This window comes from Alteriqipengyuania lutimaris, from assembly GCF_003363135.1.
Lineage (GTDB): Bacteria > Pseudomonadota > Alphaproteobacteria > Sphingomonadales > Sphingomonadaceae > Alteriqipengyuania > Alteriqipengyuania lutimaris.
On the sequence record NZ_QRBB01000002.1, the window covers coordinates 245,254 to 271,622 of the forward strand.

The following is a 26,369-nucleotide window of genomic DNA, read 5'->3' on the forward strand; positions in this document are numbered from 1 at the left end:
AGGCCGGGTCTCTGCACCCGGCCTTTTTCGTTCGGCTACCGGCGTTCCTGCGGTTTGACGCGCAACGCGGTGCGGATCAGCCGTTGAGCAGCTTCTCCCACGTCTTGCGCCCCACGATCCCGTCGGCCGAAAGCCCTTTGGATGTCTGGAACGTCTTCACGGCCTCCAGCGTCTTCGGCCCGAAATCGCCGTCGTCGACGATGCCGAGCAACTGCTGAAGGAAGGCCACGTCCTCGCCCCTGTCGGCCAGCCTCACCGGCGCGCGCGATCGCCTGGCTTCGTCGGCCAGTCCCTTCTTGCCGGTCGGCTTCTTCTCTTCGGTCGTCAGCAGCGCGGCCCAGGTCTGCGCGCCCACGATCCCGTCGGGGTGGAGGCCCTTCTTTTCCTGGAAGGCAGTCACCGCGGCCTTGGTCGCCGGGCCGAAATCGCCGTCGGTCGCGATCCCCAGCAGTTCCTGCAGATGCATCACTGCCTGCCCCTCGTCCCCTGCGCGCAGCACCGGGAACGGGCTGTCGGTGCGCGCGCCGCCTTCGCTGAAATCTCGGTAGGCGCGGGCCATCTTCTCGTCGTACTTGTTCTTCCAGTAGTACTTGCCGTTGTAGATCCGGGCGAAGCCCTTCCAGTCGAGCCGCCGCAACTCGTCGTCGAGCCGCTTGGACTTGATGAACTCGACGAAGGCATCGAGCTGGCGCCCGGAATTCTCGACCATCGCGGCGACGAAGGAATCGACATCGTCGAAGCCGACCTCGCGGTGGTTGAAGCCCATGATCTGGAACGCGCCCCAGCTCGCGGACTTGAGTGCCGCCTCGCGATCGAGCGCGATGGCGCGCGCCAGCCGGTCGTATTCGCGCGCCCCGCCGGCATATCCGCCCCAGCTGGGCCAGGAGATGTCGGAATGGCTCTGCGAATGCTTGCCACCGGTATGGCGATGGAACCAGTGCCGTTCGAAAAGGATCTTCGGGCGTCCGTCGCGCTGGTAGCCGCCGCCTGCACTTTCCACCTGGGCCACGGCGCGCAGCGCGGGCACCGAACAACGCAGACTGCGGGCCGGACGCTCGAAATCGGCGGCCTCGAGGGGCGAGGGATCTCCTATGAATTCATCAGCCATCACGCATATCCTCCTCGGAACAAGTCGAATGTCTGTTCGAAAGCGTGCGACCCTAGTTCTTCGTATCGTCTGTAGGATAGCAGGAAAGCACTTTTTCTCCAACATCGCCGTACCACCGCGCCCTTACGCCGAAGACTACTTCGAGATTGGCGTCGGATAGGGCGTCGGCGGGCTCGCCGTCGGCATGAAGTGTTCCGCGGTCGAGCAGGATGATCCGGTCGGCGAGGTTGTGCGCCAGCGACAGGTCGTGGACCACGACCACCACACCCCGCCCGGCATCGGCCTGCAAGCGCAGGTGCCGCGCGAGCGAGGCCTGGTAGGCGAGGTCGAGCGAGGCGAAGGGCTCGTCCGCCAGGATGAAGCGCGGCTCGCCCGCCAGCACCCGCGCCAGCAACGCCCGCGCCCGCTCCCCGCCCGACAGGGTGGAGACGGGGCGGTCGGCGAAGTCTTCCAGCCCCATTGCCGCAATCGCCACCTCGACCGGCTCGTTTCGTCGGTCGCCATGCGCCAGCCGCCCGAGCGAGACGAGATTGCGCACGGAGATATCCCACGCGATCTGCGGTTCCTGCGGCAGGTAGCCGATCGCCTGCGCGCGGGTGCGCGGGTGCATGTCCGCCAGCCGCTTGCCGTCGAGGATCGCCTCGCCATCCGTAGGTCTCAGCACCCCTGCCAGCAGCCGCACGAGCGTCGATTTACCCGCCCCGTTCGGGCCGCAGATCGCGGTAATGCGCGCCGGTTCGATGCTTCCGGATACGCCCCGGAGCCGGTCGTCCAGCGTCAGACCGCGCGCTTCGATCACACTGGCGCTCATGTCAGGCCCATCCCACCGCCGCGGCGCAGGCGCAGCAGCAGCCACAGGAAGAACGGCGCGCCGATCAGCGAAAGGGCGATACCGAGCCGCAGCTCGCTCACCAGCGGCAGCATCCGCAGCACCGCGTCGGCCACCAGCACCAGCAGCCCGCCCGCAAGCGCGCTCGGCACGATCAGCGAGGACGGGCGGCGGTCGGTCAGCGGGCGCACCAGATGCGGTACCATCAGGCCGACGAAGCCGATGATCCCCGCCACCGCCACGCCGCTGCCAATGGTCAGGCCGACGCCCACCACCAGCAGCCAGAGCAGCCTCTCCATCGAAACGCCCATCGAGCGTGCGGCGTCCTCTCCCAGTGTCAGCGCGTCGAGCGCGGCGCCGCTGCGCGCCAGCACCACGATCCCCGCGAGCGTCAGCGGCGCGGCCAGCATCACGTCGGCCCAGCTGCGATCGGTCAGCGCGCCCATCAGCCAGGTGACGATCTCGCTCAGCGCCCAGGGATTGGGCGCGAGGCTGATGACGAGGCTGGTGAGCGCGCCCGCAAGGCTTGCGATCATCAGCCCGGCGAGCGTGAACAGCGCGATCCCACCGCCCCGACCCGCCAGCAGTGCCAGCAGCGCCATCGCCCCGCCCGCGCCCGCCAGCGCGAGGATGGGGAGGAGATATCCGCTCGCCGCGTAGCCCAAGGAGAAGCTCAGCACCGCGCCCAGCGCCGCGCCCGGTGCGATGCCGAACAGGCCCGGATCGGCCAGCGGGTTGCGCAGATAGCCCTGCATCGCCGCACCCGCCGCGCCCAGCCCCGCGCCCACGATCACCGCGAGCAGCGCGCGCGGCAGGCGCAGTTCGGAAACGATCAGCAGCGCGCGCGGCTCGTCGAGCGAAAGGATCGCGGCGCGGCCCGCCAGCAGCGAGAGCGGGATCGCGACCACGAGGCCGCCGAGCAATATCCAGCTGGCGCGAGTCATACTGACCCGTCCCGGATCGCGGCCAGCCGATTACCCGCGCGGATGAGGCTCGGCCCGCCGCAGAAATAGAGCTGCGGGTCGAACTGGGCGCGGCGCGTGTCGAGCTTGCGCAGGGCCGGGTGATGGAGCGTGCGCGACTGTTCGTCGCCCTGCGCGCCTGCATGGAGCAGGATGTCGGGCGGATCGACCAGTACCGCTTCCAGAGGCAGCCGGTCGCCCTGCCCCAGTCCGCGCGTCGCCGCAGCGGGTTGCAGCCCGACCCGGCGCATGAGGTCGACCACCAGCGCGCCGTCGCCCGGCACGATTCCGCCCGCCTGCCACAGGATCGCGGTCTGTCCCGCGTCGCCCGGGCGCGGCGCGGCATCGCCGAGCGCGCGTTCGATCCGCGCAACCAGCGCATCGCCCGCCTCCGTCTCGCCGACCGCGTCGGCCAGCGCGCGCACCTGCGCCAGGTTTTCCTCGACGCTGTTCGACATGCCGAGCACCACCACGGGTATGCCGAGCTGGTCGAGCGCGGCGCGGGTCGCGGGCGGCAGGAAGCTCGACGCGACCACCAGGTCGGCGTGTGCCGCAACGATCTCCTCCACCGAACCCCCGGTTGCAGGCCAGAGGCGCGCCTCGCTCACCGGCATCGACGCGGCGGAGGGGTCGTGGCTGTAATGCGACACAGCCGCCAGCTTGCCCGGCGCGATCTCGGCCAGGATCGCATCGCTGCACGGATTGAGGCTCACGATGCGCAAGCCGTCTTGCTCGCGCGGCTCCGGCGAGGGAGCACACCCCGCCAGAGCGCACGCGATCATGCCGCTCAGCAATGGCGCGGCGCGCATTGCTACAGCCCCACGCGGATCCCGGCGAAGGCCCCGCGCGGCGCCTGGTTGTAGCCGGCGGCGGTTTGGTACTCCTCGTCGAACAGGTTCTCGACCCGCCCGAAGACCTCGACCGGCCGCTCGCCCGCGATCAGCCCCAGCGGCACGCTCACGCGCAGGTCGAACACGGTGTAGCCATCCAGAAGCACGTTGTTGCCCGCATCGTCGAACGCCTCGCCCACGATCCGCAGATCGCCGCCGATGACGGGCGCGCCGATGGTTTCGGGCAGCGGCGCCCAGTCGAGCGACAGCGTGCCCGCGTGTTCGGGGCGCCGGGCCAGCCGGTTGCCGAAATTGGCGGTGCCATCGCTGCGATTTTCGGCCTCGGTATAGGCATAGGCGGCGCGCAGCCGCAGACCCTCGACCGGCGATGCGCCCGCTTCCACCTCGATCCCGCGCGCCCGCGCCTGCGTCACATTGTCGTAGGTGCCGAAGGGCCGGTTTTCGCAGATGCCGGTCTGGTCCGGACAGCCAATAAAGGCGATCAGGTTCTCGCTGTCGCGCTGGAAGGCGGTGACGCTGGCATAGAACGGCGAAATCCGCGTCCCGTAGGCGAGCCCCAGATCGTAGCTGGTGCTTTCTTCGGGCTGGAGCGCCGCGTTGCCGTAGTCGGAGAAGAGCTGGTACAGCGAAGGCGCCTTGAAACCTTCGCCCACGCTCGCGCGCAGGCGCAGGTCGGGCACGATCTCGTAGGTGAAGTCGCCGCCGAAGCTCGTCGCTCCGCCGAAATCCTCATGTTCGTCCTGCCGCAGGCCGAGATGGCCGGAAATGCCGCGGAATTCGATCCCGAGCTGCGCGTAGGCCCCGAAGATCGAGGTTTGGGCGTCGCTGACCGCCCCGTACGACGTGCTCTCGTAGTCGGACCAGAGGTTCTCGGCCCCGAAATTGACGATCAGCGGACCGATCGGCCGCCATTCGCCGCGCAGTTCGACCCGTTCGGAACCCCCGTCGCTTTCGAACGTCGGGTCGAGCCCTGAGCCGGGCAGGTTCGCGCGCTCGATATCGGATACCGAATAGGCCCCGCGCAGGTAGAGCGGCCCGCCGTCGTAGAGCGCGCCGACCACGCCCGAAAGCTGGCGCGTCTCCTGCACCTCGGGCGTGTCGCCGAGGGTGAAGCTGGGCGCAGGGAAGCCATCGATTTCGAGCGTGCCGTCGGCATAGCGGCCGCTCGCGAAGATTTCGAACGTGCGGCTGAGATAGGCGCGCCCGCGCAGGTTGTAGGCCTGCTGGCGGAAACCGTCGGGCTCGGTCCCGCTGGCGGCGGCCGAGAAACCGTCGGTCGTCAGGTAGCTCGCCGATCCGCCGAGAAAGCCGATATCGCCCGCAATGCCGCCTTCCACGCTGGTGGAAACGGTCTCGCGCGAGCCCGCCTCGACCGAGCCGGCGAGGCCCGTGCGCTCGAAAGTAGAGGCGACGAGCACCCCGGCGAGCGCATCCGCGCCCCAGATCACGGAGTTGGAGCCGCGCAGCAGTTCGACCTTGGCAAGGTTGCTGCTGGTCAGCGTGCCGAAGTCGAAACCGCCAGCGGGCGCGGCGGTATCGGCCACCCGCACGCCGTCGATCAGCACCAGCAACTGGTCGTTGCTCGCGCCGCGCACCGATACGCCGGTCGTCGCGCCCAGCCCGCCGGTGCGGTTGATGGTGACGCCGGGCACGCGCTGGAGCACGCGGGTGAAGTCGGGGCCCTGGATGTCGGCGATTTCCTCCGCCCCGATCACGGTCACGGGCTGGCCTGTATCCTCGACCTCGCTCGGGCTGCCGGTGACGGTGATCGTCGTGGCTTCGTCGTCGAGGGTGTAGGCTTCGGACGCCAGAACCGGATCGCCCCCGCCCTGCTGCACGTCGTCCTGCTGCACGTCGTCCTGAGCAAGCGCCGGTGTGGCCAGCCCCAGGATCGAGCACCCGAGAAACAGAAATTTACGCATGTCTTCTCCATCACAAGCCTTGCTGTCGCTCATGACGGAAGGCGTCGGACGCATTGCGACACCCTTCCTCCGCTGCCCTCGGTACACCCCGCCCGTGGCCGAACGACGTATCGCAGGCAGGTCTCCTGGCTCCCGGATCGTCGCGGCTCCCCCCACCTTCCCGTTCCCGCGCCGAAGCGTCGAGGGACAGTGGCGTTTTGGGCGGACCGCTCCCCGGTCACAGTTGCGGGGGCAGCCGGGGCTTGTCCGCTCCGCTATTCGCGGTCCGGCTCCCCGTTCCCTCTTAGGCGGGCGGGCCATCCGCCCACCCACACCTGCAATACGCGGGCGGCCGTAGGCGCATTCACGCAGGCGGGCAACACCGCTCTTTCGAGCCGTTGGACAAGTTAGCTGGGCGTTAACCAGATTGCTTTACCTGTAGGTACGATATGTCCCGTAATGTAACCGTGCGGTCAGTCCCAGGCGCGCCCCAACCCCTATCGTCTTAGACTGACCGTATCTTTTCCGCTTCAGTCAGGATTGCTTTGCCCCAGGCCTCCCGCCCGACACCACCGGCCGCGCGTTCGCCGAGAACCCGTAGGCCATGGCGCGGGATTGCGGTGCTGGTGGGTGCCATCACGCTCCCCGCGATGGGCGCGCAGGCCGAGTGGCGCATGCAGCAGGTCGCCCCGCAGGCGAGCGAGATCGTGGCGAATGCACAGATCGAACCGCTCGAGAGCGAGCGGGCGGGCGCGACCTTCCCCGGCTCCGCGCTCTATTTCCTCGCCGATCCCCCCGCTGCGGCCAGCTTTGCCAATGTCGCGGTCGACACACCGGGCGCGGTCAATCCGATCGCGGCGTGGAACGGCGATCCCGATGCGGCGATCGCGATCGAGACGGCGGGGCCGGCCGCACGCGGCTTCGTCAGCCGCGGTACCGGGATCGACAAGGCGCGCGCGCTCGATTGCCTTGCCAAGGCGGTCTATTACGAGGCCGCGAGCGAGAGCGAGGGCGGCCAGCGCGCGGTGGCGCAGGTGGTGCTCAACCGCGTGAGCCATCCGGCCTATCCCAGGACCGTGTGCGGCGTCGTCTACCAGGGATCGCAGCGGCGCACCGGCTGCCAGTTCACTTTCACCTGCGATGGGTCGCTGAACCGCAAGCCTTCGGCGACGCACTGGGCACGCGCGCTCTCGGTGGCGCGCCGTGCGCTCTCGGGCGAGGTCTATGGGCCGGTCGGCCTCGCGACCCATTATCACACGACCTGGGTGAATCCCTACTGGGCGCCCAGCCTCGCGCATATCGGCACGATCGGTGCGCACCGCTTCTACCGCTGGCCGGGCGCCGCCAGCCGCCCCGCGGCCTTCAGCGATTTCTACTCCGGCGGCGAACCTTCGCCCTCGCCCGCACGCGCGGCCCAGGCCAGCGATCCCGCACCCGATCCGGTGGAAGTCGCGCGGGACTATGCAAGCGCGGGCGCAGCGCGCGAGCCGGCATCGGCATCGGCACCGTCCTACACCGTGGCTGCCGGAGCGAACGGCAGGCAACCAGACCCGGCCGCCGGCCGCACGCAGCCCGATCGCCCGCAACCCGCGACCGAGGGACCGGGCAGCGTCCGGCCGGAATATGCCAATAGCGGGCAGTGGATTTCCCGCCCGCAATAAGGCCGCGAGGGCGCGTCCGACCCGGCCCGGCTCGCGGGACGAGGTTAATTGCGCTAAACCTTGATTATCCGCATAAAATTCACGCTGTGTACCTACCGCTGAAGGGACAGCGAACACACGTTCAAGGATTGTCCCATACATGAGTCGCGGCCTCGCCCCCACGCGTCCTTCCTACCGGCTCTCTTACTCCGGCGCCCTGCCCGTACGCATCCCGGAAGCCGCCAACGACAATGTCGCGCCGGGTCGCACCGCGCAGAGCGAGGGCGAGCTGCGCGCTGCGCTCGACCATTTCGCGCGCCACCACCTCAACGCCGCGCACGACGCCTACGAGCGCGCCAATCATGCGCTGGCAAAAGGGGACCAGACCGATTTCCACTACTGGGCGGACGTCTGCCGCGCGCTCGATCGCCGTCTGGCGGGCACCCTCGCCAGCGGAAGAGACGGCCAGCCCTGAGACATCCAGGGCCCCCGCCGACCGCATTCGGCTCCGGTTTTGGGTGCGAGGGAGTGGTAACGCTCCCGTTAAGCAATTCGTGACGGTTACTGCTTAGTCCGGTGTCCACGATGATGCCCGGAGATATCCGTCGAGCCTACAGGATGCTTCTTCGCCGATTGTCCGGCGACGAGATGAGCGAACGCGCGCGCCGTGTGCTCGTCACGACGCTCTACACGCACCCCTTCAGCCTCGCGAGCGGCGCGGTCATCGGCACTCTGATCGGCGTCTTCCTCGCGATTAACGTTCCCGAACCGCCGGTGATCGCCTGCGTGGTGGTGTTCTCGCTGGTGGGGATCGCCCGCGTGTGGTCCTCGCTCCGGCTGGTGAAGACCGACGACACGTCGACCCACGCGCTCGAATTCTGGTTCGAGATCGGCGCGTTCTCCTACGCCCTGCTGTTCGGCGTGATCGGCGCGATGGCGCTGGTGTACGATACACCGACCCACGTCGCCGTGGTCGTCGTCGTCAATGCGGTCGGTTACGGCATGGCCATCACCGCACGCAACGCCGGCCGGCCCGAGATCGCGCTGGGCCAGATGACCCTGGCGTTCCTGCCCATGTTCATCGTGTCGCTGTGGATCGGAACCTTCCCGCTCTACGTGCTCGCGCTGACCATGTTGCTGGTCGCCCCCACCATGGCGCTGGTGACGCTCAACGTCGCGCGGCTGCTGCGCACCTCGATCTCGGAAGCGGAGACCAGCGAGCGGCTGGCACGCAAGATGGAGGTCGTGGCGCACACCGATGTCGTCACCGGCCTGCACAACCGTGCGGGGCTGAACGACATGCTGGTCAACCAGCTGATGAAGTCCGATCCGAACCGCCCGATGGCGCTGTTCTGGATGGATCTCGACCGGTTCAAGGAGGTCAACGACCTGCTCGGCCACCAGATCGGCGACCGCGTGCTGTCCGAAATCGCGCGGCGCCTGCGCGACGGCCTGCCCGAAGATGCGGGGATCGCGCGCTTCGGCGGCGACGAATTCGTGTTCTTCTGCAACGTCGAAAGCCGCAAGCAGAGCGAAACGCTGGCGAACCGCATCCTCGAGCAGATCATGCGCCCCATGCGCCTCGACGGAGAGCGGCTGGAAATTAGCGGCTCGCTGGGGATCGCGCTGATGCCCGAGGACGGCACCGATGCCGACCGCCTGATGCAGGCCGCCGACCTCGCGCTGTTCTACGCCAAGAAGGAAGCGCGCGGGCGCTATCGCTATTTCGACCCCGCGATGACGCGCGAACTTGCGAGCCGCCGCGAGATCGAGGCGGAGCTGCGCCTCGCGATCAAGCGCGACGAGCTGTCGCTGTTCTTCCAGCCGGTCGTGGACCTCAAGACCGGCCACATCCGTTCCTTCGAGGCGCTGCTGCGCTGGTTCCACCCGGTGAAGGGCGAACTGCGCCCGGCCGAGTTCATCCCCGTCGCGGAAGAGACCGGCGTCATCGTGACGCTTGGCAACTGGATCACGCGGCAGGCCGCGCTCGCCTGCGCGCAGTGGCCCGAGCATGTCAGCGTCGCGGTCAACCTCTCCCCGCTGCAGATCAAGGCGCCCGGCGCGGTGCTGGCGATCGAATCCGCCCTGCGCGAGGCACAGCTGGATCCCAGCCGGCTCGAGCTCGAAGTGACCGAAAGCCTGTTCGTAGAAGACAGCGAGCAGACCGCCGCCTTCATCAGCGAGCTGTCGGCCAAGGGCGTGCGCTTCGCACTCGACGATTTCGGCACCGGCTATTCCTCGCTGTCCTACATTCACAAATATCCCTTCTCCAAGATCAAGGTCGATCGCTGCTTCGTGTCGGGCGACGACGTGGGCCCGCGGGCGCACGCGATCATCCGCGCCGTCGCGGCCATGGGCCACCAGCTCGACATGGAAATCGTCGCCGAAGGGATCGAGGAGCAGGAGCAGGTCGAGTCCGTGCGCGATGCGGGATGCACGCTGGGCCAGGGCTATTTCTTCAGCCGCGCCGTGCCCGATTACCTCGCCGCCATGCTGCTGGCGCAGGATCGCGACGGCGACGGGCTGCGCGCGGCGTAGGACGAACATCGCTCTTGCGAAGCATTATCTAAACCGCCGCAAAACATCGCTTTTTGCCGGTTGCAATCCCCCACGCCCAAGCCTAGGTCCTCTCGCGATAAAGGCGGCCTTTCGCGCATCTTCACCCCGGGGACGCCGGTGAAGCACGATCTGGCCTGCATCCCTTGGTGATTGCCCCGGGCGTCCCGGGCGATGGAAGGACCGACAGACACCCATGGCCAATTCCGCAGGACGCAAGAAGATCGCGCTCATCGGCTCCGGCATGATCGGAGGCACCCTCGCCCATCTCGCGGCGAAGAAGGAAATGGGCGACATCGTCCTGTTCGACATCGCCGAGGGCATGCCGCAGGGCAAGGCGCTGGACCTCAGCCAGTGCGGTCCGGTCGAAGGCTTCGACGCCAAGATCACCGGTTCGAACGACTATGCCGACATCGCCGGTGCCGACGTGATCATCGTCACCGCAGGCGTGCCGCGCAAGCCGGGCATGAGCCGCGACGACCTGCTCGGCATCAACCTCAAGGTGATGAAGGCGGTCGGCGAAGGCATCAAGAACAACGCGCCCGACGCATTCGTGATCTGCATCACCAACCCGCTCGACGCGATGGTCTGGGCGCTGCGCGAATTCTCCGGCCTGCCGCACAACAAGGTGGTCGGCATGGCCGGCGTGCTCGACTCGGCGCGCTTCGCGACCTTCCTTGCATGGGAATTCGACGTTTCGGTGAAGGACGTGAACGCCTTCGTGCTCGGCGGCCACGGCGACACCATGGTGCCCGTCACCAGCTACACCACGATCAACGGCATCCCGGTCAACGACTTCGCCAAGATCAAGGGCGTCGATCAGGGCCGCATCGATGAAATCGTCGACCGCACCCGCAAGGGCGGCGGCGAGATCGTCGGCCTGCTCGGCAATGGCTCGGCCTATTACGCGCCAGCAACCAGCGCGATTTCGATGGCCGAAGCCTATCTCGGCGACCAGAAGCGCATCCTGCCCTGCGCCAGCTATGTCGAAGGCAAGTACGGCCTCGACGGCCTCTACGTGGGCGTCCCCACCGTGATCGGCGCGGGCGGCACCGAAGAAGTGATCGAGATCGAGCTTTCGGAAGAAGAGAAGAAGAATCTCAAGGTCAGCACCGACGCGGTCGAGGAACTGCTCGAAGCGTGCAAGGGGCTGGACGAGAGCCTGAAGTGATCCGCACCGGTCTTTTTTGCGCCGCCTTAGCAGTCGCGTCCTGCGCCAACGCACAGCTTCCGGTGGTTTCGCCCGAAGCTGCGGTGGCCGCAGCGCGCGACTGCGCGGAGGCTACCACGGGCGGTGCGATAGATACCCAAGCGCTCGAAGCTCAGGGTTGGTCAGCGGCGAAAATCCGGGCGGAGGGCGAAACGATCGAAACGCCGCTCAGGATTTTTGGCAAGGCCGGTGACAGCCCCATGATGTTGATTTCGCCTTTGACAGACGGATCGCCTGAAGGTTGCGTGCTGACTGGCTCGCTTCAACGCTTGGCAGACTTCGAAGCCATCAGTGCAGCCTTCGAAAATGCGTTCGAAGCTACCGGGAAAAAGGCGGACGACCGCTATTTCCGTATCGGTAAAGACATAGCGATCCTGAGCCCGACCGGATCGCGCACAGAGCCATCATTCCGCGTTGCGGTACTCGAATTGGGAGATTCCGAATGAGCATCCTCGTAGACAAGAATACCAAGGTCATCACCCAGGGGATGACCGGCGATACCGGCACCTTCCACACGCAGCAGGCGCTCGATTACGGGACGCAGATGGTTGCGGGCGTGACGCCGGGCAAAGGCGGCACGACGCACCTCGGCCTGCCCAATTTCAACACGGTGAAGGAAGCCGTGGCGGAAACCGGCGCGACTGCCAGCGTGATCTACGTGCCGCCGCCCTTCGCCGCCGACGCGATCTGCGAAGCGATCGATGCGGGCGTCGAACTGATCGTCACGATCACCGAAGGCATCCCCGTGCTCGACATGGTGCGCGCCAAGGCCGCGCTGCGCGGTAGCAACTCGCGCCTGATCGGCCCGAACTGCCCCGGCGTGCTGACGCCCGGCGAGTGCAAGATCGGCATCATGCCCGGCTCGATCTTCTCCAAGGGAACCGTGGGCGTCGTCTCGCGCTCGGGCACACTGACCTACGAAGCCGTCCACCAGACGACGAATGCGGGCCTCGGCCAGTCGACCGCGGTCGGCATCGGCGGCGATCCCGTCAACGGCACCAACTTCATCGACGTGCTCGACCTGTTCCTCGACGATCCGGAAACCGAGAGCATCATCATGATCGGCGAGATCGGCGGCAGTGCCGAGGAAGAAGCCGCCCAGTTCCTCGCGGACCAGAAGAAGCAGGGTCGCTGGAAGCCGACCGTCGGCTTCATCGCGGGCCGCACGGCGCCTCCGGGCCGCCGCATGGGCCATGCCGGTGCGATCGTTTCGGGCGGCGAAGGCGGCGCGGACGACAAGATCGCGGCAATGGAGCGCGCGGGCATTCGCGTGGCGGATTCGCCCAGCGAGCTCGGCACGACGCTCGCCGCGCTCCTCAAAGAGCCGGCATAAGCGTCTATAATGAGCCCCGGCGAGAGCCGGGGTTCGTCCCGCGTCGGAGGAACGGTTGGCAGAGGGCTTCGTCTACTTACTGACCGGGCATGAAATGCCATTGGATTGCCGCACAGGTTTTGCGGCGCACAGGTGAGTTGGATGGGTAACGAAAACCAGTCATTTCTGCCGGAACTCGGCGATCAGGAAGGTCCGCAGAAAGGTCCGAGCTGGGCGAATCCCCGCTGGCCGCTGACCGATCTGGGCAGCGAAGCCGACCTGACGCAGGCGCTCGACCCGACCGCGATGAAGGCGGCGGTGAAGAAGGCGGCGGACAAGGCGGGCAAGCCGGTCGACCAGGCCAGCGTGACGCAGGCCGCGGAAAACGCGATCCGCGCCATGCTGCTGATCCGCACCTTCCGCGTGCGCGGGCACCTCGCGTCCGATCTGGACCCGCTGGGCCTGTCCAAGCGCGAACTGCCCGAAGACCTGAAGCTCGAATGGCACTTCCCGCCCGAGGCGATGGATCAGGAGATCTACGTCGGCGGCAATCTGGGCATGGAGTGGACCACTCCGCGAGAGCTCTACCAGGTGCTCAAGGCCAATTACTGCGGCAAGGTCGGCCTCGAATACATGCATATCTCGGACGTGGAGGAGCGCCGCTTCCTCCAGGACCGGATCGAGGGGCCCGAAGAGGTCATCCAGTTCACGCCCGAGGGCAAGCGCGCGATCCTTTCCGCCGTGATCCGGGGCGAGGAGTTCGAGAACTTCCTCGGCAAGAAATACGTCGGCACCAAGCGCTTCGGCCTCGATGGCGGCGAGGGGATGATCCCCGCGCTGGAGGCGGTCATCAAGTACGGCGGCCAGATGGGCGTGCGCGAGATCATCTACGGCATGGCGCACCGCGGGCGGCTGAACGTCCTCGCCAACGTGATGGCCAAGCCTTATCGCGTGATCTTCCACGAATTCTCGGGCGGCAGCGCCAATCCCGAGGATGTCGGCGGGTCGGGCGACGTGAAATATCACCTCGGTACCAGCACCGATCGCGAATTCGACGGCATTGCCGTGCACATGAGCCTGGTGCCCAACCCCAGCCACCTCGAAGCGGTCGACCCCGTGGTGCTCGGCAAGGCGCGCGCGCAGCAGGCAATCCGCGACGACCTTAAGCGGCACGAGCAGGTGCTGCCCGTGCTGATCCACGGCGATGCGGCCTTCGCGGGCCAGGGCATCGTGTGGGAGACGCTGAGCTTCTCCGGCATTCCCGGCTACAACACCGGCGGCGTCATACACTTCATCATCAACAACCAGATCGGCTTCACCACCAGCCCCAAGTTCGCGCGCAGCTCGCCCTATCCCAGCGACGTGGCGAAGGGCGTCCAGGCGCCGATCCTGCACGTGAACGGCGACGATCCCGAAGCGGTCACCTTCGCCTGCAAGCTGGCGATCGAATATCGCCAGAAATTCGGTCGCGATATCGTGATCGACATGTGGTGCTATCGCCGCTTCGGCCACAACGAAGGCGACGAGCCGAGCTTCACCCAGCCTCAGATGTACGATGCGATCAAGAAGCATCGCAAGATCAGCGTGATCTACTCGGATCGCCTGCTGCAGGACGGCGTGATCGACGATGGCTTCGTCGAAGGCCAGCGCGAGGAATTCACGACCCACCTGCAGGAGGAATTCGAGGCGGGGCAGAACTACCAGCCCAACGAGGCCGACTGGTTCGGTGGCCGCTGGGCGGGCCTCAACAAGCCGGCGGACCCCGAAACGGCGCGGCGCGGCGTCGAGACCGCAATTCCCAAGAAGCTGTTCGACAGCCTTGGACGCACGCTCACCACCGTGCCCGACGAGATCACGATCCACCGCACGCTCGGCCGCGTGCTCGATGCCAAGCGCAAGATGTTCGACGATGGCGAGGGCCTGGACTGGGCGACCGCCGAGGCGCTGGCCTTCGGCAGCCTCGCCACCGAAGGCTACAACGTGCGCCTGTCGGGCCAGGATTCCGGCCGCGGCACCTTCAGCCAGCGGCACGCCGTGTGGCACGACCAGAAGGAAGAGGGGAAGCAATACGTCCCGCTCGCCACGCTGCCGCACGGCAAGTTCGAAGTCTACGACAGCCCGCTGTCCGAATATGGCGTGCTCGGCTTCGAATACGGCTTCGCGCTCGCCGATCCGAAAACGCTGGTTCTGTGGGAAGCGCAATTCGGCGATTTCGCCAATGGCGCGCAGATCATCATCGACCAGTTCATCGCCAGCGGCGAGGTCAAATGGCTGCGCGCCAACGGTCTCGTGATGCTGCTGCCGCATGGCTATGAGGGCCAGGGGCCCGAGCACAGCTCGGCACGGCTCGAACGCTTCCTGCAATTGTGCGCGAACGACAATATCCAGGTGTGCAACATCACCATGCCGCACAACTACTTTCATGTGCTGCGCCGGCAGATGCTGCGTCCGTTCCGCAAGCCGCTGATCATCATGACGCCCAAGAGCCTGCTGCGTCATCCGATGGCGAAGAGCGGCGCAGAGCAGTTTATGGGCGACAACCAGTTCAAGCGGATCCTGTCGGACCCGTCGATGGAGCCGGACAGCGCCGCCGACAAGAAGATCAAGCGCCTCGTGCTGTGTTCGGGCAAGGTCGCATTCGACCTGATCGAGCAGCGCGACGCCGAGGGACTCGAGGATGTCTCGATCGTGCGGATCGAGCAGCTCTACCCCTTCCCCGGCGATCCGCTGGCGCTGCGCATGAGCCGCATGGACAATCTGCAAGAAGTGGTCTGGTGCCAGGAAGAGCCGCGCAACAACGGTGCGTGGTTCTTCGTCGAGGAACGGATCGAGGCTGCGCTCAAGGCCGCGGGCAAGGACGGCATGCGGCCATCCTATGCGGGCCGCGAGGAAGCGGCATCGCCCGCCACCGGCCTCGCCAAGCGTCACAAGGCGCAGCAGGATGCGCTTGTCACCATCGCCCTCGGCCTTGCCGATGGCGGCGCGGCCAAGCGCGCACTCAAGAAAACCGAAACCGCCGAAAAGAAGGTCTGAGATAAACATGGCTACCGAGATCACGGTCCCCCAACTCGGTGAATCGGTCACCGAAGGCACCATCGCCGAATGGCTCAAGCAACCCGGCGACACGGTCGAACTGGACGAGCCGATCGCGAGCCTCGAGACCGACAAGGTCGCGGTCGACGTGCCCTCGCCCGTCGCAGGCGTGATCGAGGAACTGCGCGCCGAGGTGGGCGACAATGTCGAAGTCGGCGCAGTGATCGCGACGGTGAAGGAAGGCGCGAGCGCAGGCGAGTCCTCGCCTGCCCCCAGCCCCTCGCCCAGCCCGGCGCCCGCACCCGCTCCGTCCAAGGGCGAGGAAGGCCAGGCCGCCTATGGCGGGCACGACGAAGGCGGCGGCGACGGCAACCAGACCCTCTCCCCCGCGGTGCGGCGCGCCGTGCTGGAATACGGTGTCGACCCGAGCAGCATCAAGGGCACCGGCAAGGACGGCCGCCTGACGAAGGAAGACGTCATCGCTGCGGCGAAGAACAAGGGCGATGCTGGCAACGCACCCGCACCTGCGCCGGCTTCCTCCGCGCCTGCGATCGTCGCCTCGGGCGAGCGCCGCGAGGAACGCGTCAAGATGACGCGGATGCGCCAGACGATCGCCAAGCGGCTCAAGGGCGCGCAGGACGAGGCGGCGCTGCTGACGACCTTCAACGATTGCGACATGAGCGCGGTCATCGAGACGCGCGAGAAGTACAAGGACCTCTTCGCCAAGAAGCACGACATCAAGCTCGGCTTCATGGGCTTCTTCGCCAAGGCAGCGTGCCTTGCGCTGAAGGACGTTCCCGCCGCCAACGCCTACATCGAAGGCGACGAGATCGTGTACCACGATTACGTCGACATCTCGGTCGCGGTCAGCGCGCCCAACGGCCTGGTCGTGCCCGTCATCCGCGATGCCGACAAGAAGGGCTTCGCCCGGATCGAGAAGGATATCGCGGACTTCGGCGCACGCGCCAAGGAAGGCACGCTGACGATGGACGACATGAAGGGCGGCACCTTCACCATCTCCAACGGCGGCGTCTTCGGTTCGCTGATGAGCACCCCGATCATCAACCCGCCGCAGTCGGCGGTGCTGGGCCTGCACCGCATCGAGGATCGCCCGGTCGTACGTAATGGCGAGATCGTGATCCGCCCGATGATGTATCTCGCGCTCAGCTACGACCACCGCCTGATCGATGGGCGCGAGGCTGTGACGGCGCTCAAGATCATGAAGGAAGCGATCGAGGATCCGGCGCGGATGCTGATCGACTTGTAGTTCCAACGAAGCTGCCGTTCGTCATTCCCGCGAAGGCGGGAACCCAGCTGCGGACGGCAGAAGATGGCTCCCCGCCTTTGCGGGGATGACGAAGGTAGAGATATGGCTGACCACAACTACGATTACGACGTCCTTGTCATCGGCGCAGGCCCGGGCGGCTATGTCGCCGCAATCCGCGCCGCGCAGCTTGGCCTCAAGACCGCGTGCGCCGAAGGGCGCGATGCGCTGGGCGGCACCTGCCTCAATGTCGGCTGCATCCCTTCCAAGGCGCTGCTGCACGCCAGCGAATATTTCGACGCGGCGACGAACGGCACGATGAAGGAGATGGGCATCGACGTCTCGCCGAAGTTGAACCTCGACCAGATGCACGCGCAGCGGCGCGACGCGGTGGAGGGCCTGACCAAGGGTGTCGCCTTCCTGTTCAAGAAGAACAAGGTCGACTGGCTGCAGGGCTACGCCACCTTCAAGGATGCACACACGGTCGAAGTGAACGGCGAGACCAGGACGGCGAAGAACATCGTCATCGCCACCGGCTCCTCGGTCACGCCCCTGCCAGGCGTCGAGGTCGACAACGAGAAGGGTGTGGTGGTCGATTCCACCGGCGCGCTCGAACTGGCGCAGGTGCCCAAGAAGATGGTCGTCATCGGCGCGGGCGTTATCGGGCTGGAACTCGGCTCGGTCTGGCGCCGCCTCGGTGCCGAAGTGACCTGCGTCGAATTCCTCCACCAGGTCCTGCCCGGCATGGATGGCGACGTGCGCAAGGAAGCGAACAAGATCTTCAAGAAGCAGGGGATCGAGTTCAAGCTGTCGACCAAGGTCACCGGCGTCACGGTCAAGGGCAAGAAGGCGACCCTTACGCTCGAGCCGGCCAAGGGCGGCGAGAGCGAAACGATGGAGGCCGACTGCGTGCTGGTGTCGATCGGCCGCAAGCCCAACACCGACGGCCTCGGCCTCGATGCGATCGGCCTCGAAACCAACGAGCGCGGCCAGATCGAGATCGATCACGACTTCCGCACCAAGGTGGACGGCGTATGGGCGATCGGCGACTGCGTCCCCGGCCCCATGCTCGCTCACAAGGCCGAGGATGAAGGCATTGCGGTGGCGGAAAACATCGCGGGCCAGACCGGCATCGTGAACCACGATATCATCCCGACGGTCGTCTACACTCTCCCCGAATTCGCGGGCGTCGGCCTGACCGAGGAGCAGGCGATCGAGAAGATGGGCGGCGACAAGAAGGCCGTGAAGACCTCCAAGTTCCCGATGATGGCCAACAGCCGCGCGAAGACCAACCACGAGCCCGACGGTTTCGTGAAGGTCATCGCCGAGGCCGAGACCGACCGCGTGCTGGGCGTGTGGTGCATCGCCAGCGTCGCGGGCACGATGATCGCCGAGGCAGCCATCGCGATGGAATTCGGGGCGACGAGCGAGGACATCGCCTATACCTGCCACGCGCACCCGACCCACGCGGAAGCGCTCAAGGAAGCGGCGATGGGCGTGCAGGGCAAGCCGATCCACATCTGAGGTAGCCGATCATGGAAGAGCGCTGGCGAGAGAGATTTCCGGCGCTCTTCGCCATCGCGCTGCCGGTTCTGGCGGGACTTGCCTACATGGCGCTGTCGGGCGCGCCGCGCAGCTACCCGATCGTCAATGGCGGTTCGCTGATCCTTGCCGGTGCGATCGTGCTCGCCGGTCCGCCAAGGCTGGAGCGGCGCGCACGACTCATTGTCGGCGGCGTGCTGCTCGCGCTGTTCGCCTTGCCGCTTCTGACCGGCCCTTCGGTGAACGGCATCGCCCGCTGGCTGCCGCTGGGCCCGGTCATCCTCCACGCCGGGATGCTGACCGTCCCCGCTCTAGTGCTGCTGGCAGCAGGAGACGACAAGCTCGGCCCGCCCGCCCTCGCCGCGGCGCTGCTGCTGGCGCTGGCCCAGCCCGATTTCGCGAGCGCCTTCGCGCTCACCGGCGGCGCGGTCGGCATGTATCAGGCGCGGCGCAACTGGCGGATCGGTCTGGTGATCATTCTCGGCTTCCTGATCGCCATCGCCGCCGCCTTGCAGGGCGAGCTGCCCGCGGTGCCCTTCGTCGAGCGGATCGTGATCGATGCGCTGCGGACCTCGCCTGCAATGGCCGCGCTGCTCGCGCTCTCGCTGCTGGGATCGGTCCTGCTGATGCTATTTGCGACCGGCCTGCCGCGGGCCGTGCGTTATCCGGTCGGGATGAGCATGTTCGGCTTCCTCCTCGCGTCGCTCATTTCGAACTACCCCACCCCGCTCGCAGGTTACGGCGCGGCGGCGATCATCGGTTTCGCGCTCGCGCACGCGCTTGCCTTTGCGCTGCTGGATGCGCACAATGTGGACGCATGAGCATCCCCCCCTTCCATCTCGCCTTTCCCGTCCATGATCTCGACGCGGCGCGCAATTTCTACGGCGCACTGCTCGGCTGCCGCGAGGGGCGGTCGGACCGCGACTGGGTCGACTACGACTTCTTCGGCCACCAGATCGTCGCCCATGTCGCGCCGGCAAGCGTCGCGGCACGCGCGGCGGGGGAAGACCGCAATGCGGTCGATGGCGAAGCGGTGCCCGTGCCCCATTTCGGCGTCGTGCTCACCATGGACGCATGGCAGAAGCTTGCCGACCGGCTGACCGAGGCGGGCCTCACATTCATCATCGAGCCGACCGTGCGCTTCAGGGGCAAGCCTGGCGAACAGGCGACGATGTTCTTCCGCGATCCCAGCGGCAATGCGCTGGAGATCAAGGCGATGGCGGACCCGGACAAGCTCTTCGCAACCGACTGATCGCATCGCCGGACCGCTAGCGCCGGACCGCTAGCGATTGTCGATCCGGGCGCGCATCGCTAAGGGCGCGGCGATGGCCCGGAAACCTCTCATGCTGCGCCTCGCGAAGTGGCACATCTGGCTCGGCTGGCTGATCGGCGTGCCGCTGCTGATGTGGACGCTGACCGGGCTGGTAATGGTCTCGCGCCCGATCGAGGAGGTGCGCGGCGAGCATCTGCGCGCCGAGGTGACCGAGCGCGCCCTGCCCCAGGCGCTGGCGCTGCCGATCGTTCCCGAAGGCCAGCCGCGCCCGGTCGAGATCCGCCTTGCCGATGGCGATGCAGGCCCGGTGTCGATCGCGCGCTTCGCCGATGGCACGACGCGGCGCTATTCCGCCCAGACGGGCGCCGCGCTTCCCGCGCTGTCGGCAGGCGACGCGCGCGCAGTGCTCGAGAGCCGGATCGTCACCAACAGTCCGCTGGTCGAGGTCCGCGCCTTCGGCGCCGACGAGCCGCCTTTCGATTTCCGGCGCGAAATCGCCGTCTGGCGGGGCGAGTACGAGGACGGGACGCGCGTCTATATCGGCCGCGATACGGGCGAAGTGCTCGCCGTGCGCACAAAATTCTGGCGCGTTTTCGATTTCATGTGGGGCCTTCATATAATGGACCTGCAGACCCGCGAGGATACGAGCCACCCTATCCTGATCATCTTCGCAGCGCTCGGCGCGCTGGGATCGCTGCTCGGGATCGTGCTGCTGTTCCGCCGGAGGAAGGCGAAAATCCGTGCCCGTACCTGATCCCACCGTGATCCTGACGCCGGTGCTCGACTGGCTGGACCTGATCGGCGTCGCCGTGTTCGCACTCTCGGGCGCGCTGATCGCCGCGCGCGAGCGCCAGACCTTCGTGACCATGAGCTTCTTCGCGCTCGTCACCGGGGTCGGTGGCGGCACGGTGCGCGACATGCTGATCGATGCACCGGTCTTCTGGGTCAAGCACCCGTGGTACGCGGCCGTGTGCATCACAATGGCGCTGATCGTCTGGAACACCCCCACGCGCTGGTGGCAGGGCAAGCTGTTCGACTATGCCGACGGCATCGGCCTCGCCGCCTACTCGGTGCTCGGCGCGGCCAAGGCGATGAGCTACGGCGTGCCGCCGGTCTCCGCCGCGATCATGGGGATCATCACGGGCATCGTCGGCGGCACCATTCGCGATGTGATCGCGGGGCGGCCTTCGATCCTGATGCGGCCCGAACTTTACGTGACGGCAGCCGCGCTGTCGGCGTCGCTGTGCAGCTTCGGCCTGTGGCTGCTCGAACCCTATGGCGTTGACGACTGGAACATCTGGGCGATCGCGGCGCTCGCGGGCCTGATCCTGCGCAGCGCGGCGATCCGCTTCAACCTCGGTCTGCCCGCCTTCCACGAGCGCGAAATGGCGAGCGCGCGCGAGACCGAAATCGGGACGGAAGCCGTTGCGGAAGCTGCCGAAGCGACCGAGAGCGACGGTCTCTATTTCGAGGAAGCTCCGTCAGGGGATGAGAAAAGCCCCCAGACCTGAGGTTCGGGGGCTTGTTCTAGAACCTCAATAAGGCTCGCCATCGGCGTAGTCGTCGTAGCCCTCTTCGCCGGGGAGCGGACCGCCCGGATAGGCGGGCTGTGCCCCGCTGTCGGGGGCGACATATCCGTCGTCCCGGGTATTGGAATAGCTGTCCGGCGTGGAATAGCTGCTCGCCCGTGCACGGGCATAGGTGCTGTCGGAATATTGCGGGTCGCCGTAGCTATCGCCGCCCGACTGGTAGCGCACGCCGCTCATGCCATAATCGACGTCGAGCACGCGGCCCGATCCCGATACCTGGCATGAGAAGTCGGTCCCGTTGTAGAGCGTGCCGCTGACCGAATAGCCCGAACGCGTTCGCCCGACATTTTCGACAGAGCCGACCCGCTGCTGCCGCTCGATCCGCTTGATGCAACTGTCGACCGCGCGGTCGAAATCGTCGTTCGATACGTAATCATTGTCGTAGCGATCGTAGCGATCGTTGCGGTCGTTCCTGCTGGCGGCGGAGGCGATGGCGAAGATTCCGCCGATGATCAGCGCGCCCGCGATCACGTCGCCCGCGTCGACCCGGTCGCGGTGATGGCGGCGATAGCGCCAGCCACGCCGGTACTCTGCATGATCCGAGGCACCATGGAGAACGGCGGGCGCAGTATAATCGGCCCGGCCCCCCGGCGCTTCGACCTGCGGCCGTTCCGCCGCCTGGACGGGAGCAACGGCAAGCGCGGCAACCGCCGCGCCCAGCGAAAGCTTGGATAAGTGGCCCATAGTCCTTGTTCTTCCTCCATCGGAAGCGACCCGCCTCCATGCGACCGAGACGGAAAATAGGCGGCCAGCCCTGTCACCGGGCTGAACCGCCTTCCCCTGTCGCGTCACCCGGCGGCGTCCCGGGCGCGACGAACTGAGCGGCCTAGATGCGGTTCAGCCCGCGAATGCCGCGATAATCAATGTCGACGACCCGGCCGCGACGAATCTCACAGCTGAAGCGCCCGCGATCGCCACCTCGGTTGTAACCGCGACGGTCGTACCGGTCGCTATAGCCGCGACGCTGGTCGCGATAGCCGCGCGCACCGTCGACTTCGATCCGGCCGGTGATGTTCCAGCCCCGGCGCGTGTCGCGCACGCGGTTGATATCGACCACATTGGCATAGCGATAGCCGGCCCGGCGCGCCTGGTTCTCGGCTACGCGCACGCACTGGTCGATCGCGCCGCGCGGGTTGCCGTTCGAGCGGTAGTAATCGTCGCGATAACGGTTGTCGCGATAGCGATCGCGATTGTTGTTCGAAGCCGATGCGATGGCGGCGATGCCGCCGATGATCAGCGCCCCGGCGATCACTTCGCCCGCGCTGATGCCGTCATTGTCGCGGTCGCGATAACGCTGGGCCTCGGCGGGGGCAGCGGACGTGAAGGCCATGGCACCCGCGGCAGCGGTGCACAGGGCGGCCTTGGTGAAGCTTTGCATCGGTGGTCTCCTCACTGGATGCCCGAGCGCCATTGCCCGAACACCCACGGTTGTAGGAGACAACCGGTGAGGTGTGACTGAATTGCGGCGAAAGCCACCGTTCATACAAATAGCGCCAAACCTGAACGGCCGGCACCGTTATGGTTAGCAGCTGGAAACGCAGCGGGAAGGCAGGATGCCCCGCCTCCCATTCGTTTACTCGCTCAGGTCGAGCCCGGTGAAGGCCGCCAGGAAGGCGAGGATGTCCGAAGCTTCCTCGATCGCCTTGTCGGTCGGCTTGCCCGAACCATGGCCCGCACGGGTCTCGATCCGGATCAGCTGCGGCCGCTCGCCCAGGTCCGCCGCTTGGAGCGCCGCGGTGTATTTGAAGCTGTGCCCCGGCACCACGCGGTCGTCGGTATCGGCAGTGGTCACCAGCAGCGCGGGGTAATCCTCACCGTCGCGCACATTGTGATAGGGCGAATATGCCAGCAGAGTGCGGAAGTCGTCCTCCCGGTCGGGATAGCCATAATCGTCCACCCAGTAGCGTCCGGCGGTGAACTGGTTGAAGCGCAGCATGTCCATCACGCCGACCGCCGCGTTGCCCGCCGCGAACAGGTCGGGCCGCTGGTTGGCCACCGCGCCGACCAGCAGGCCGCCGTTGGAGCCGCCCTGGATCGCGAGGCCATCCTCGGGCGTGATCCCCTCGGCGACCAGGTATTCGCCCGCCGCAATGAAATCGTCGAACACGTTCTGCTTGTTGTCGAGGCGGCCGCCATCGTGCCACGCCTTGCCATATTCCCCGCCGCCACGGATGTTTGCGACCGCGTAAGCTCCGCCCGCCTCCATCCATGCGATCCGCGACGGGCTGAAGCCCGGGGTGAGCGAGATGTTGAACCCGCCATAGCCGTACAGCAGCGTCGGGGCCGCGGCGCCGCTTTCGGCGACTTCGCGGCTGCGCACGAGGAACATCGGCACCTGCGTACCATCCTTCGAGGTGTAGAACTTCTGCTCGACCACGAAATCCTCGGGATCGAAAGCGACCTCGGGCTGCGCCCACACGGTGCTTTCGCCGGTCGCCACATCGTAGCGATAGACGGTCGTCGGCCGGTTGTAGCTGGAGAAGGCGTAGAAGGTCTCGGTCTCGTCCGGATCGCCGCCGAAACCGCCTGCGCTGCCGATGCCGGGCAGTTCGACATCGCCTTCGCGCGTGCCGTCGAGCCCGAAGACCTCGATCTTGCTCTTGGCGTCGACGAGGTAGTTCGCGATCAGCTTGCCGCCGACCAGCGACAGCCCGTTCAGCGTCTGCTCGCTTTCGGGAATGACGGTGGCCCAGTCCTGCTGCGGCGCGGTGATATCGGTCGTCACAACCTTTTTTAGCGGTGCGCCTTCGTTGGTCACGAAGAAGAAGCGGCTGCCGAGGTTGCCGACATAGGAATAGTCGTACTCGAACCCGGGCACGAGCGTCATCGGATCGGCATCGGGCCGCTCCAGATCGATCAGGTTGATCTCGTAGCGTTCGTCGGTCCCGCTGGAGCTGGTGACGATCAGCCAGCGACCATCGTCGCTGACCTGCGCCACGTGGTTGAGCTCGGGCTGCTCGGGCGTCTCGTAGACCAGCCGGTCGGCATCCTGATCGGTGCCGAGCTTGTGGAAATAGACCTGCTGGTTGGTGTTGAGCGCCTGGAAGGTCTCGCCCTCGCCCGTCGCGGGGAAGCGGCTGTAGTAGAACCCGCTGCCGTCCTTCGCCCAGTCGAGGTTGGAGAACTTCACCCACTCGACCTTGTCGGCCATCACTTCGCCGGTGGCGACGTCCATCACCTCGACCGTGCGCCAGTCGCTGCCGCCATCCTGGATGGCGTAAAGCAGCTTCGAGCCGTCTTCGGTGATCGCGTAATCGGCGAGCGCGGTGGCATCGTCTTCCGACCATTCGTTGGGGTCGATCAGAACGCGCGCCTCGCCCTGGAGCCCGTCGCGCACGTAGAGCACACTCTGGTTCTGCAGGCCGTCGTTGCGGGTGTAGAAATAGTGCCCGCCCTTGTCGGTCGGCAGGCCGAAGCGCTCGTAATCGGTCAGCTGCGTGATACGCTGCTTGAGCGCCTCGCGCCCCGGCAGCCGGGCGAGGAACGCGTCGGTCACCTCGTTCTGTGCGGTGACCCAGGCCGCAACCTCGTCATCCTGACGCACGTCGTTTTCGAGCCAGCGATAAGGATCGGCGACATCGACGCCGAATTGGGTGTCGACAACGTCGCCGCTGCGCGTCTCGGGATAGTCGGGTGCGGTCAGGTCCTGGTCCTGGGCAAGGGTGGGCGTGGCGCTCGCGACGAACGCGGTGGCGACGCCGGTCAGAAGGATGTTGCGAAGCATGGCGGGGCGTCCTCTCGTCGGGGGTGTTTGCCTGAGTATCTATTTCTTTTCGCTGCGCTTTCAACTCGCGCGGCTTCGGCTCACTCGATCGCGGCCAGCACGTCGCGGGTGAAGGCGACGATATCGAACCGGCTGCCGGTGGGGTCTTCGCCCCGGCGCACGATCACGACATCGCGGCTGGGCACCACGACCACGTACTGCCCGCGATTGCCCATCGCCGCGAAGGTGTCCGCCGGGATTCCTTCGTGATCGTTGAACAGCCACCAGGCGGCGCCATAGCCCAAGCCATTGTCGGGCTGCGGGCCGCTCGGCCTCGACACGTATTCGCGCCAGTTCTCGGGCAGCAGGCGCTTGCCGTCCTGCGTCACGCCATCGTTGAGATAGAGCAGGCCGAGCTTCGCGAGGTCCTCCGCCGTGGCCCAGACCTGGCTCGAAAGAATGTAGTCGGAGCCCCAGTCGGTTTCCGCGACCGTTCCGGTCATGCCGATATCGGCAAACAGGTCCGCCGGATCGTAGCTATCGAACGTATCCTCGATCGCCTTGACCGCCATCAGCGTGTCGTTGTTGGCGTAGCGGAACACGGTGCCCGGCGGGTGCAGCAGCGGCCATCCCGTCGCGCTTTCCTCCACCAGTGCCCCGCCCATGTAGAGCGGATCGGTGCGGTTGCCGGGCGTGTCGGTATAACGACCCGACGCCATGCGCAGGAAATCGTCGATGGTGATGCTGCGGCGCGTATCCCACCGCCAGTCATCGAAGGCCAGCGCATCGGTCACCTTCGCCTCGCCCCGCTGGACCGCCGCGCCGATCAGCGTCGCGGCGATGCTCTTGGCGAACGACCATGTGCGCTGGGGCGTGTCGGGGCCGAAACCGGGGGCATAGCGCCCCTGCCCCAGCAATCCGTCGCGATACTCCTTGTGACGCAACACGACCGCCGTGGTGCGCACGCCCTCGCCGTAGTCCGATGCGAGGGCTCCGCGGAAAACCGCGTCGAGCGACTTGGTCGGAGCGTCGCCGCCGCCTCCGGTTTCGCCCACCATCATGGGAATGGTCAGGCCACCACCCTTGCGCTCCCCGCCCGCATTCGCGCTCGCCCCGTCCTTCTCGCCCGGCATTGGCGGAACGCGCATCTCGGGCATGCTGGGTTCCAGCCCGATCGGTGCGAGGCGGCAGCCCTGGTCATGCGATCCTTCGGCGAAGCGCGGCGGCATGTCGTCCGCCCAGTCGACCTGGATCAGCGCCACCCGCCCGGCGGCATCGGGCACGATCGTATAATCGAGATCGCCGATAATATCCGCGATGCGGGGATAGACGCAGGTCAGCTCCCACTGCTCCACGCTCTCTGCCGTGCGCTCCACCCCGTTGCGCTGTGCATTGGCGAGCGCGCCGCACAGGAACAGCGCCTTGTATCCGGCGGCGAGCGCGCGGTCGTAGCGCGCCTCCAGCTCCTCTTGCGATGTCGATTGCGCCGCGATCGGCTGGGCCGAAAACGACAGGCATGCGATGGCCGCGAGCGCGACGAGGCTGGTCCGGATCATGGGCCGGACTGTGCCATAGCTTGCGCAAAAGAAAAGGGCC

The 26,369-nt window shown here is 66.6% G+C and carries 22 protein-coding genes and 1 riboswitch; of the genes, 13 read left to right on the forward strand and 9 right to left on the reverse strand.

What is annotated here, in order from left to right; all coding sequences use genetic code 11:
* Nucleotides 1–76: 76 nt before the first annotated feature.
* The 5 genes from DL238_RS16520 to DL238_RS14410 all read right to left on the reverse strand — a co-directional run bounded on the left by DL238_RS16520 (nt 77) and on the right by DL238_RS14410 (nt 5,672).
* Nucleotides 77–1,108, reverse strand: coding sequence for an N-acetylmuramidase domain-containing protein (locus DL238_RS16520; protein WP_115493136.1), 1,032 nt, complete (start codon nt 1,106–1,108; stop codon nt 77–79).
* A 52-nt stretch (nt 1,109–1,160) separates the two neighbouring features.
* Nucleotides 1,161–1,919: an ABC transporter ATP-binding protein gene (locus tag DL238_RS14395; protein WP_115493137.1), complete on the reverse strand. Its 759-nt coding sequence runs from the start codon at nt 1,917–1,919 to the stop codon at nt 1,161–1,163.
* On the reverse strand, nt 1,916–2,881 hold the full coding sequence (locus tag DL238_RS14400; protein ID WP_115493138.1) for a FecCD family ABC transporter permease: 966 nt from the start codon (nt 2,879–2,881) through the stop codon (nt 1,916–1,918). The genes DL238_RS14395 and DL238_RS14400 overlap by 4 nt, the downstream gene beginning before the upstream one ends.
* Nucleotides 2,878–3,612: an ABC transporter substrate-binding protein gene (locus tag DL238_RS14405; RefSeq protein ID WP_234031124.1), complete on the reverse strand. Its 735-nt coding sequence runs from the start codon at nt 3,610–3,612 to the stop codon at nt 2,878–2,880. The genes DL238_RS14400 and DL238_RS14405 overlap by 4 nt, the downstream gene beginning before the upstream one ends.
* Nucleotides 3,613–3,710: 98 nt before the next feature.
* Nucleotides 3,711–5,672 (reverse strand): TonB-dependent receptor plug domain-containing protein, encoded by a 1,962-nt coding sequence (locus DL238_RS14410; protein ID WP_115493139.1) that lies wholly within the window; start codon nt 5,670–5,672, stop codon nt 3,711–3,713.
* 98 nt (nt 5,673–5,770) lie between these two features.
* Nucleotides 5,771–6,005: riboswitch (cobalamin riboswitch) on the reverse strand.
* A 266-nt stretch (nt 6,006–6,271) separates the two neighbouring features.
* Between DL238_RS14410 and DL238_RS14415 the strand changes: the two genes are divergently transcribed.
* The 13 genes from DL238_RS14415 to DL238_RS14475 all read left to right on the forward strand — a co-directional run bounded on the left by DL238_RS14415 (nt 6,272) and on the right by DL238_RS14475 (nt 20,992).
* Nucleotides 6,272–7,312, forward strand: coding sequence for a cell wall hydrolase (locus tag DL238_RS14415; RefSeq protein WP_115493140.1), 1,041 nt, complete (start codon nt 6,272–6,274; stop codon nt 7,310–7,312).
* A 139-nt stretch (nt 7,313–7,451) separates the two neighbouring features.
* Complete coding sequence (locus DL238_RS16420) at nt 7,452–7,766, forward strand: hypothetical protein (protein WP_234031125.1); 315 nt, start codon at nt 7,452–7,454, stop codon at nt 7,764–7,766.
* 173 nt (nt 7,767–7,939) lie between these two features.
* On the forward strand, nt 7,940–9,829 hold the full coding sequence (locus DL238_RS14425; protein ID WP_115493393.1) for a putative bifunctional diguanylate cyclase/phosphodiesterase: 1,890 nt from the start codon (nt 7,940–7,942) through the stop codon (nt 9,827–9,829).
* Nucleotides 9,830–10,043: 214 nt separating this feature from the next.
* Nucleotides 10,044–11,018: a malate dehydrogenase gene (gene mdh / locus DL238_RS14430; RefSeq protein ID WP_115493141.1), complete on the forward strand. Its 975-nt coding sequence runs from the start codon at nt 10,044–10,046 to the stop codon at nt 11,016–11,018.
* Nucleotides 11,015–11,503 carry a hypothetical protein gene (locus DL238_RS14435; protein ID WP_115493142.1) on the forward strand — a complete coding sequence of 163 codons (489 nt, stop codon included), beginning with the start codon at nt 11,015–11,017 and terminating at the stop codon, nt 11,501–11,503. The genes mdh and DL238_RS14435 overlap by 4 nt, the downstream gene beginning before the upstream one ends.
* Nucleotides 11,500–12,390 (forward strand): succinate--CoA ligase subunit alpha, encoded by an 891-nt coding sequence (gene sucD / locus DL238_RS14440; RefSeq protein WP_115493143.1) that lies wholly within the window; start codon nt 11,500–11,502, stop codon nt 12,388–12,390. The genes DL238_RS14435 and sucD overlap by 4 nt, the downstream gene beginning before the upstream one ends.
* Before the next feature lie 141 nt (nt 12,391–12,531).
* The gene (locus DL238_RS14445; protein WP_115493144.1) at nt 12,532–15,402 is read left to right on the forward strand and encodes a 2-oxoglutarate dehydrogenase E1 component; all 2,871 of its coding nucleotides are present in this window, start codon (nt 12,532–12,534) and stop codon (nt 15,400–15,402) included.
* A 7-nt stretch (nt 15,403–15,409) separates the two neighbouring features.
* The gene (gene odhB, locus DL238_RS14450) at nt 15,410–16,669 is read left to right on the forward strand and encodes a 2-oxoglutarate dehydrogenase complex dihydrolipoyllysine-residue succinyltransferase (protein ID WP_115493145.1); all 1,260 of its coding nucleotides are present in this window, start codon (nt 15,410–15,412) and stop codon (nt 16,667–16,669) included.
* 102 nt (nt 16,670–16,771) lie between these two features.
* Nucleotides 16,772–18,190 carry a dihydrolipoyl dehydrogenase gene (lpdA, locus tag DL238_RS14455; protein WP_115493146.1) on the forward strand — a complete coding sequence of 473 codons (1,419 nt, stop codon included), beginning with the start codon at nt 16,772–16,774 and terminating at the stop codon, nt 18,188–18,190.
* Between the two features lie 11 nt (nt 18,191–18,201).
* Nucleotides 18,202–19,029: a hypothetical protein gene (locus tag DL238_RS14460; RefSeq protein ID WP_199801471.1), complete on the forward strand. Its 828-nt coding sequence runs from the start codon at nt 18,202–18,204 to the stop codon at nt 19,027–19,029.
* Nucleotides 19,026–19,460, forward strand: coding sequence for a VOC family protein (locus DL238_RS14465; RefSeq protein WP_115493148.1), 435 nt, complete (start codon nt 19,026–19,028; stop codon nt 19,458–19,460). The genes DL238_RS14460 and DL238_RS14465 overlap by 4 nt, the downstream gene beginning before the upstream one ends.
* A gap of 73 nt (nt 19,461–19,533) precedes the next feature.
* Nucleotides 19,534–20,235: a PepSY domain-containing protein gene (locus DL238_RS14470; protein ID WP_115493394.1), complete on the forward strand. Its 702-nt coding sequence runs from the start codon at nt 19,534–19,536 to the stop codon at nt 20,233–20,235.
* Nucleotides 20,222–20,992, forward strand: a complete 771-nt coding sequence (locus DL238_RS14475) for a trimeric intracellular cation channel family protein (protein WP_181883966.1) — start codon at nt 20,222–20,224, stop codon at nt 20,990–20,992. Before DL238_RS14470 ends, DL238_RS14475 begins: the two co-directional genes overlap by 14 nt.
* A 24-nt stretch (nt 20,993–21,016) precedes the next feature.
* Here DL238_RS14475 and DL238_RS14480 read toward each other — a convergent pair whose 3' ends face one another.
* The 4 genes from DL238_RS14480 to DL238_RS14495 form a co-directional block, all read right to left on the reverse strand.
* The gene (locus DL238_RS14480; protein WP_115493150.1) at nt 21,017–21,754 is read right to left on the reverse strand and encodes a hypothetical protein; all 738 of its coding nucleotides are present in this window, start codon (nt 21,752–21,754) and stop codon (nt 21,017–21,019) included.
* A gap of 142 nt (nt 21,755–21,896) precedes the next feature.
* Entirely contained in the window at nt 21,897–22,448 is a 552-nt protein-coding gene (locus DL238_RS14485; protein WP_115493151.1) for a hypothetical protein, read from the reverse strand.
* A gap of 195 nt (nt 22,449–22,643) precedes the next feature.
* Nucleotides 22,644–24,794: a prolyl oligopeptidase family serine peptidase gene (locus DL238_RS14490; RefSeq protein ID WP_115493152.1), complete on the reverse strand. Its 2,151-nt coding sequence runs from the start codon at nt 24,792–24,794 to the stop codon at nt 22,644–22,646.
* Between the two features lie 80 nt (nt 24,795–24,874).
* Nucleotides 24,875–26,329: a serine hydrolase domain-containing protein gene (locus DL238_RS14495; protein ID WP_115493153.1), complete on the reverse strand. Its 1,455-nt coding sequence runs from the start codon at nt 26,327–26,329 to the stop codon at nt 24,875–24,877.
* Between the last annotated feature and the right edge of the window lie 40 nt (nt 26,330–26,369).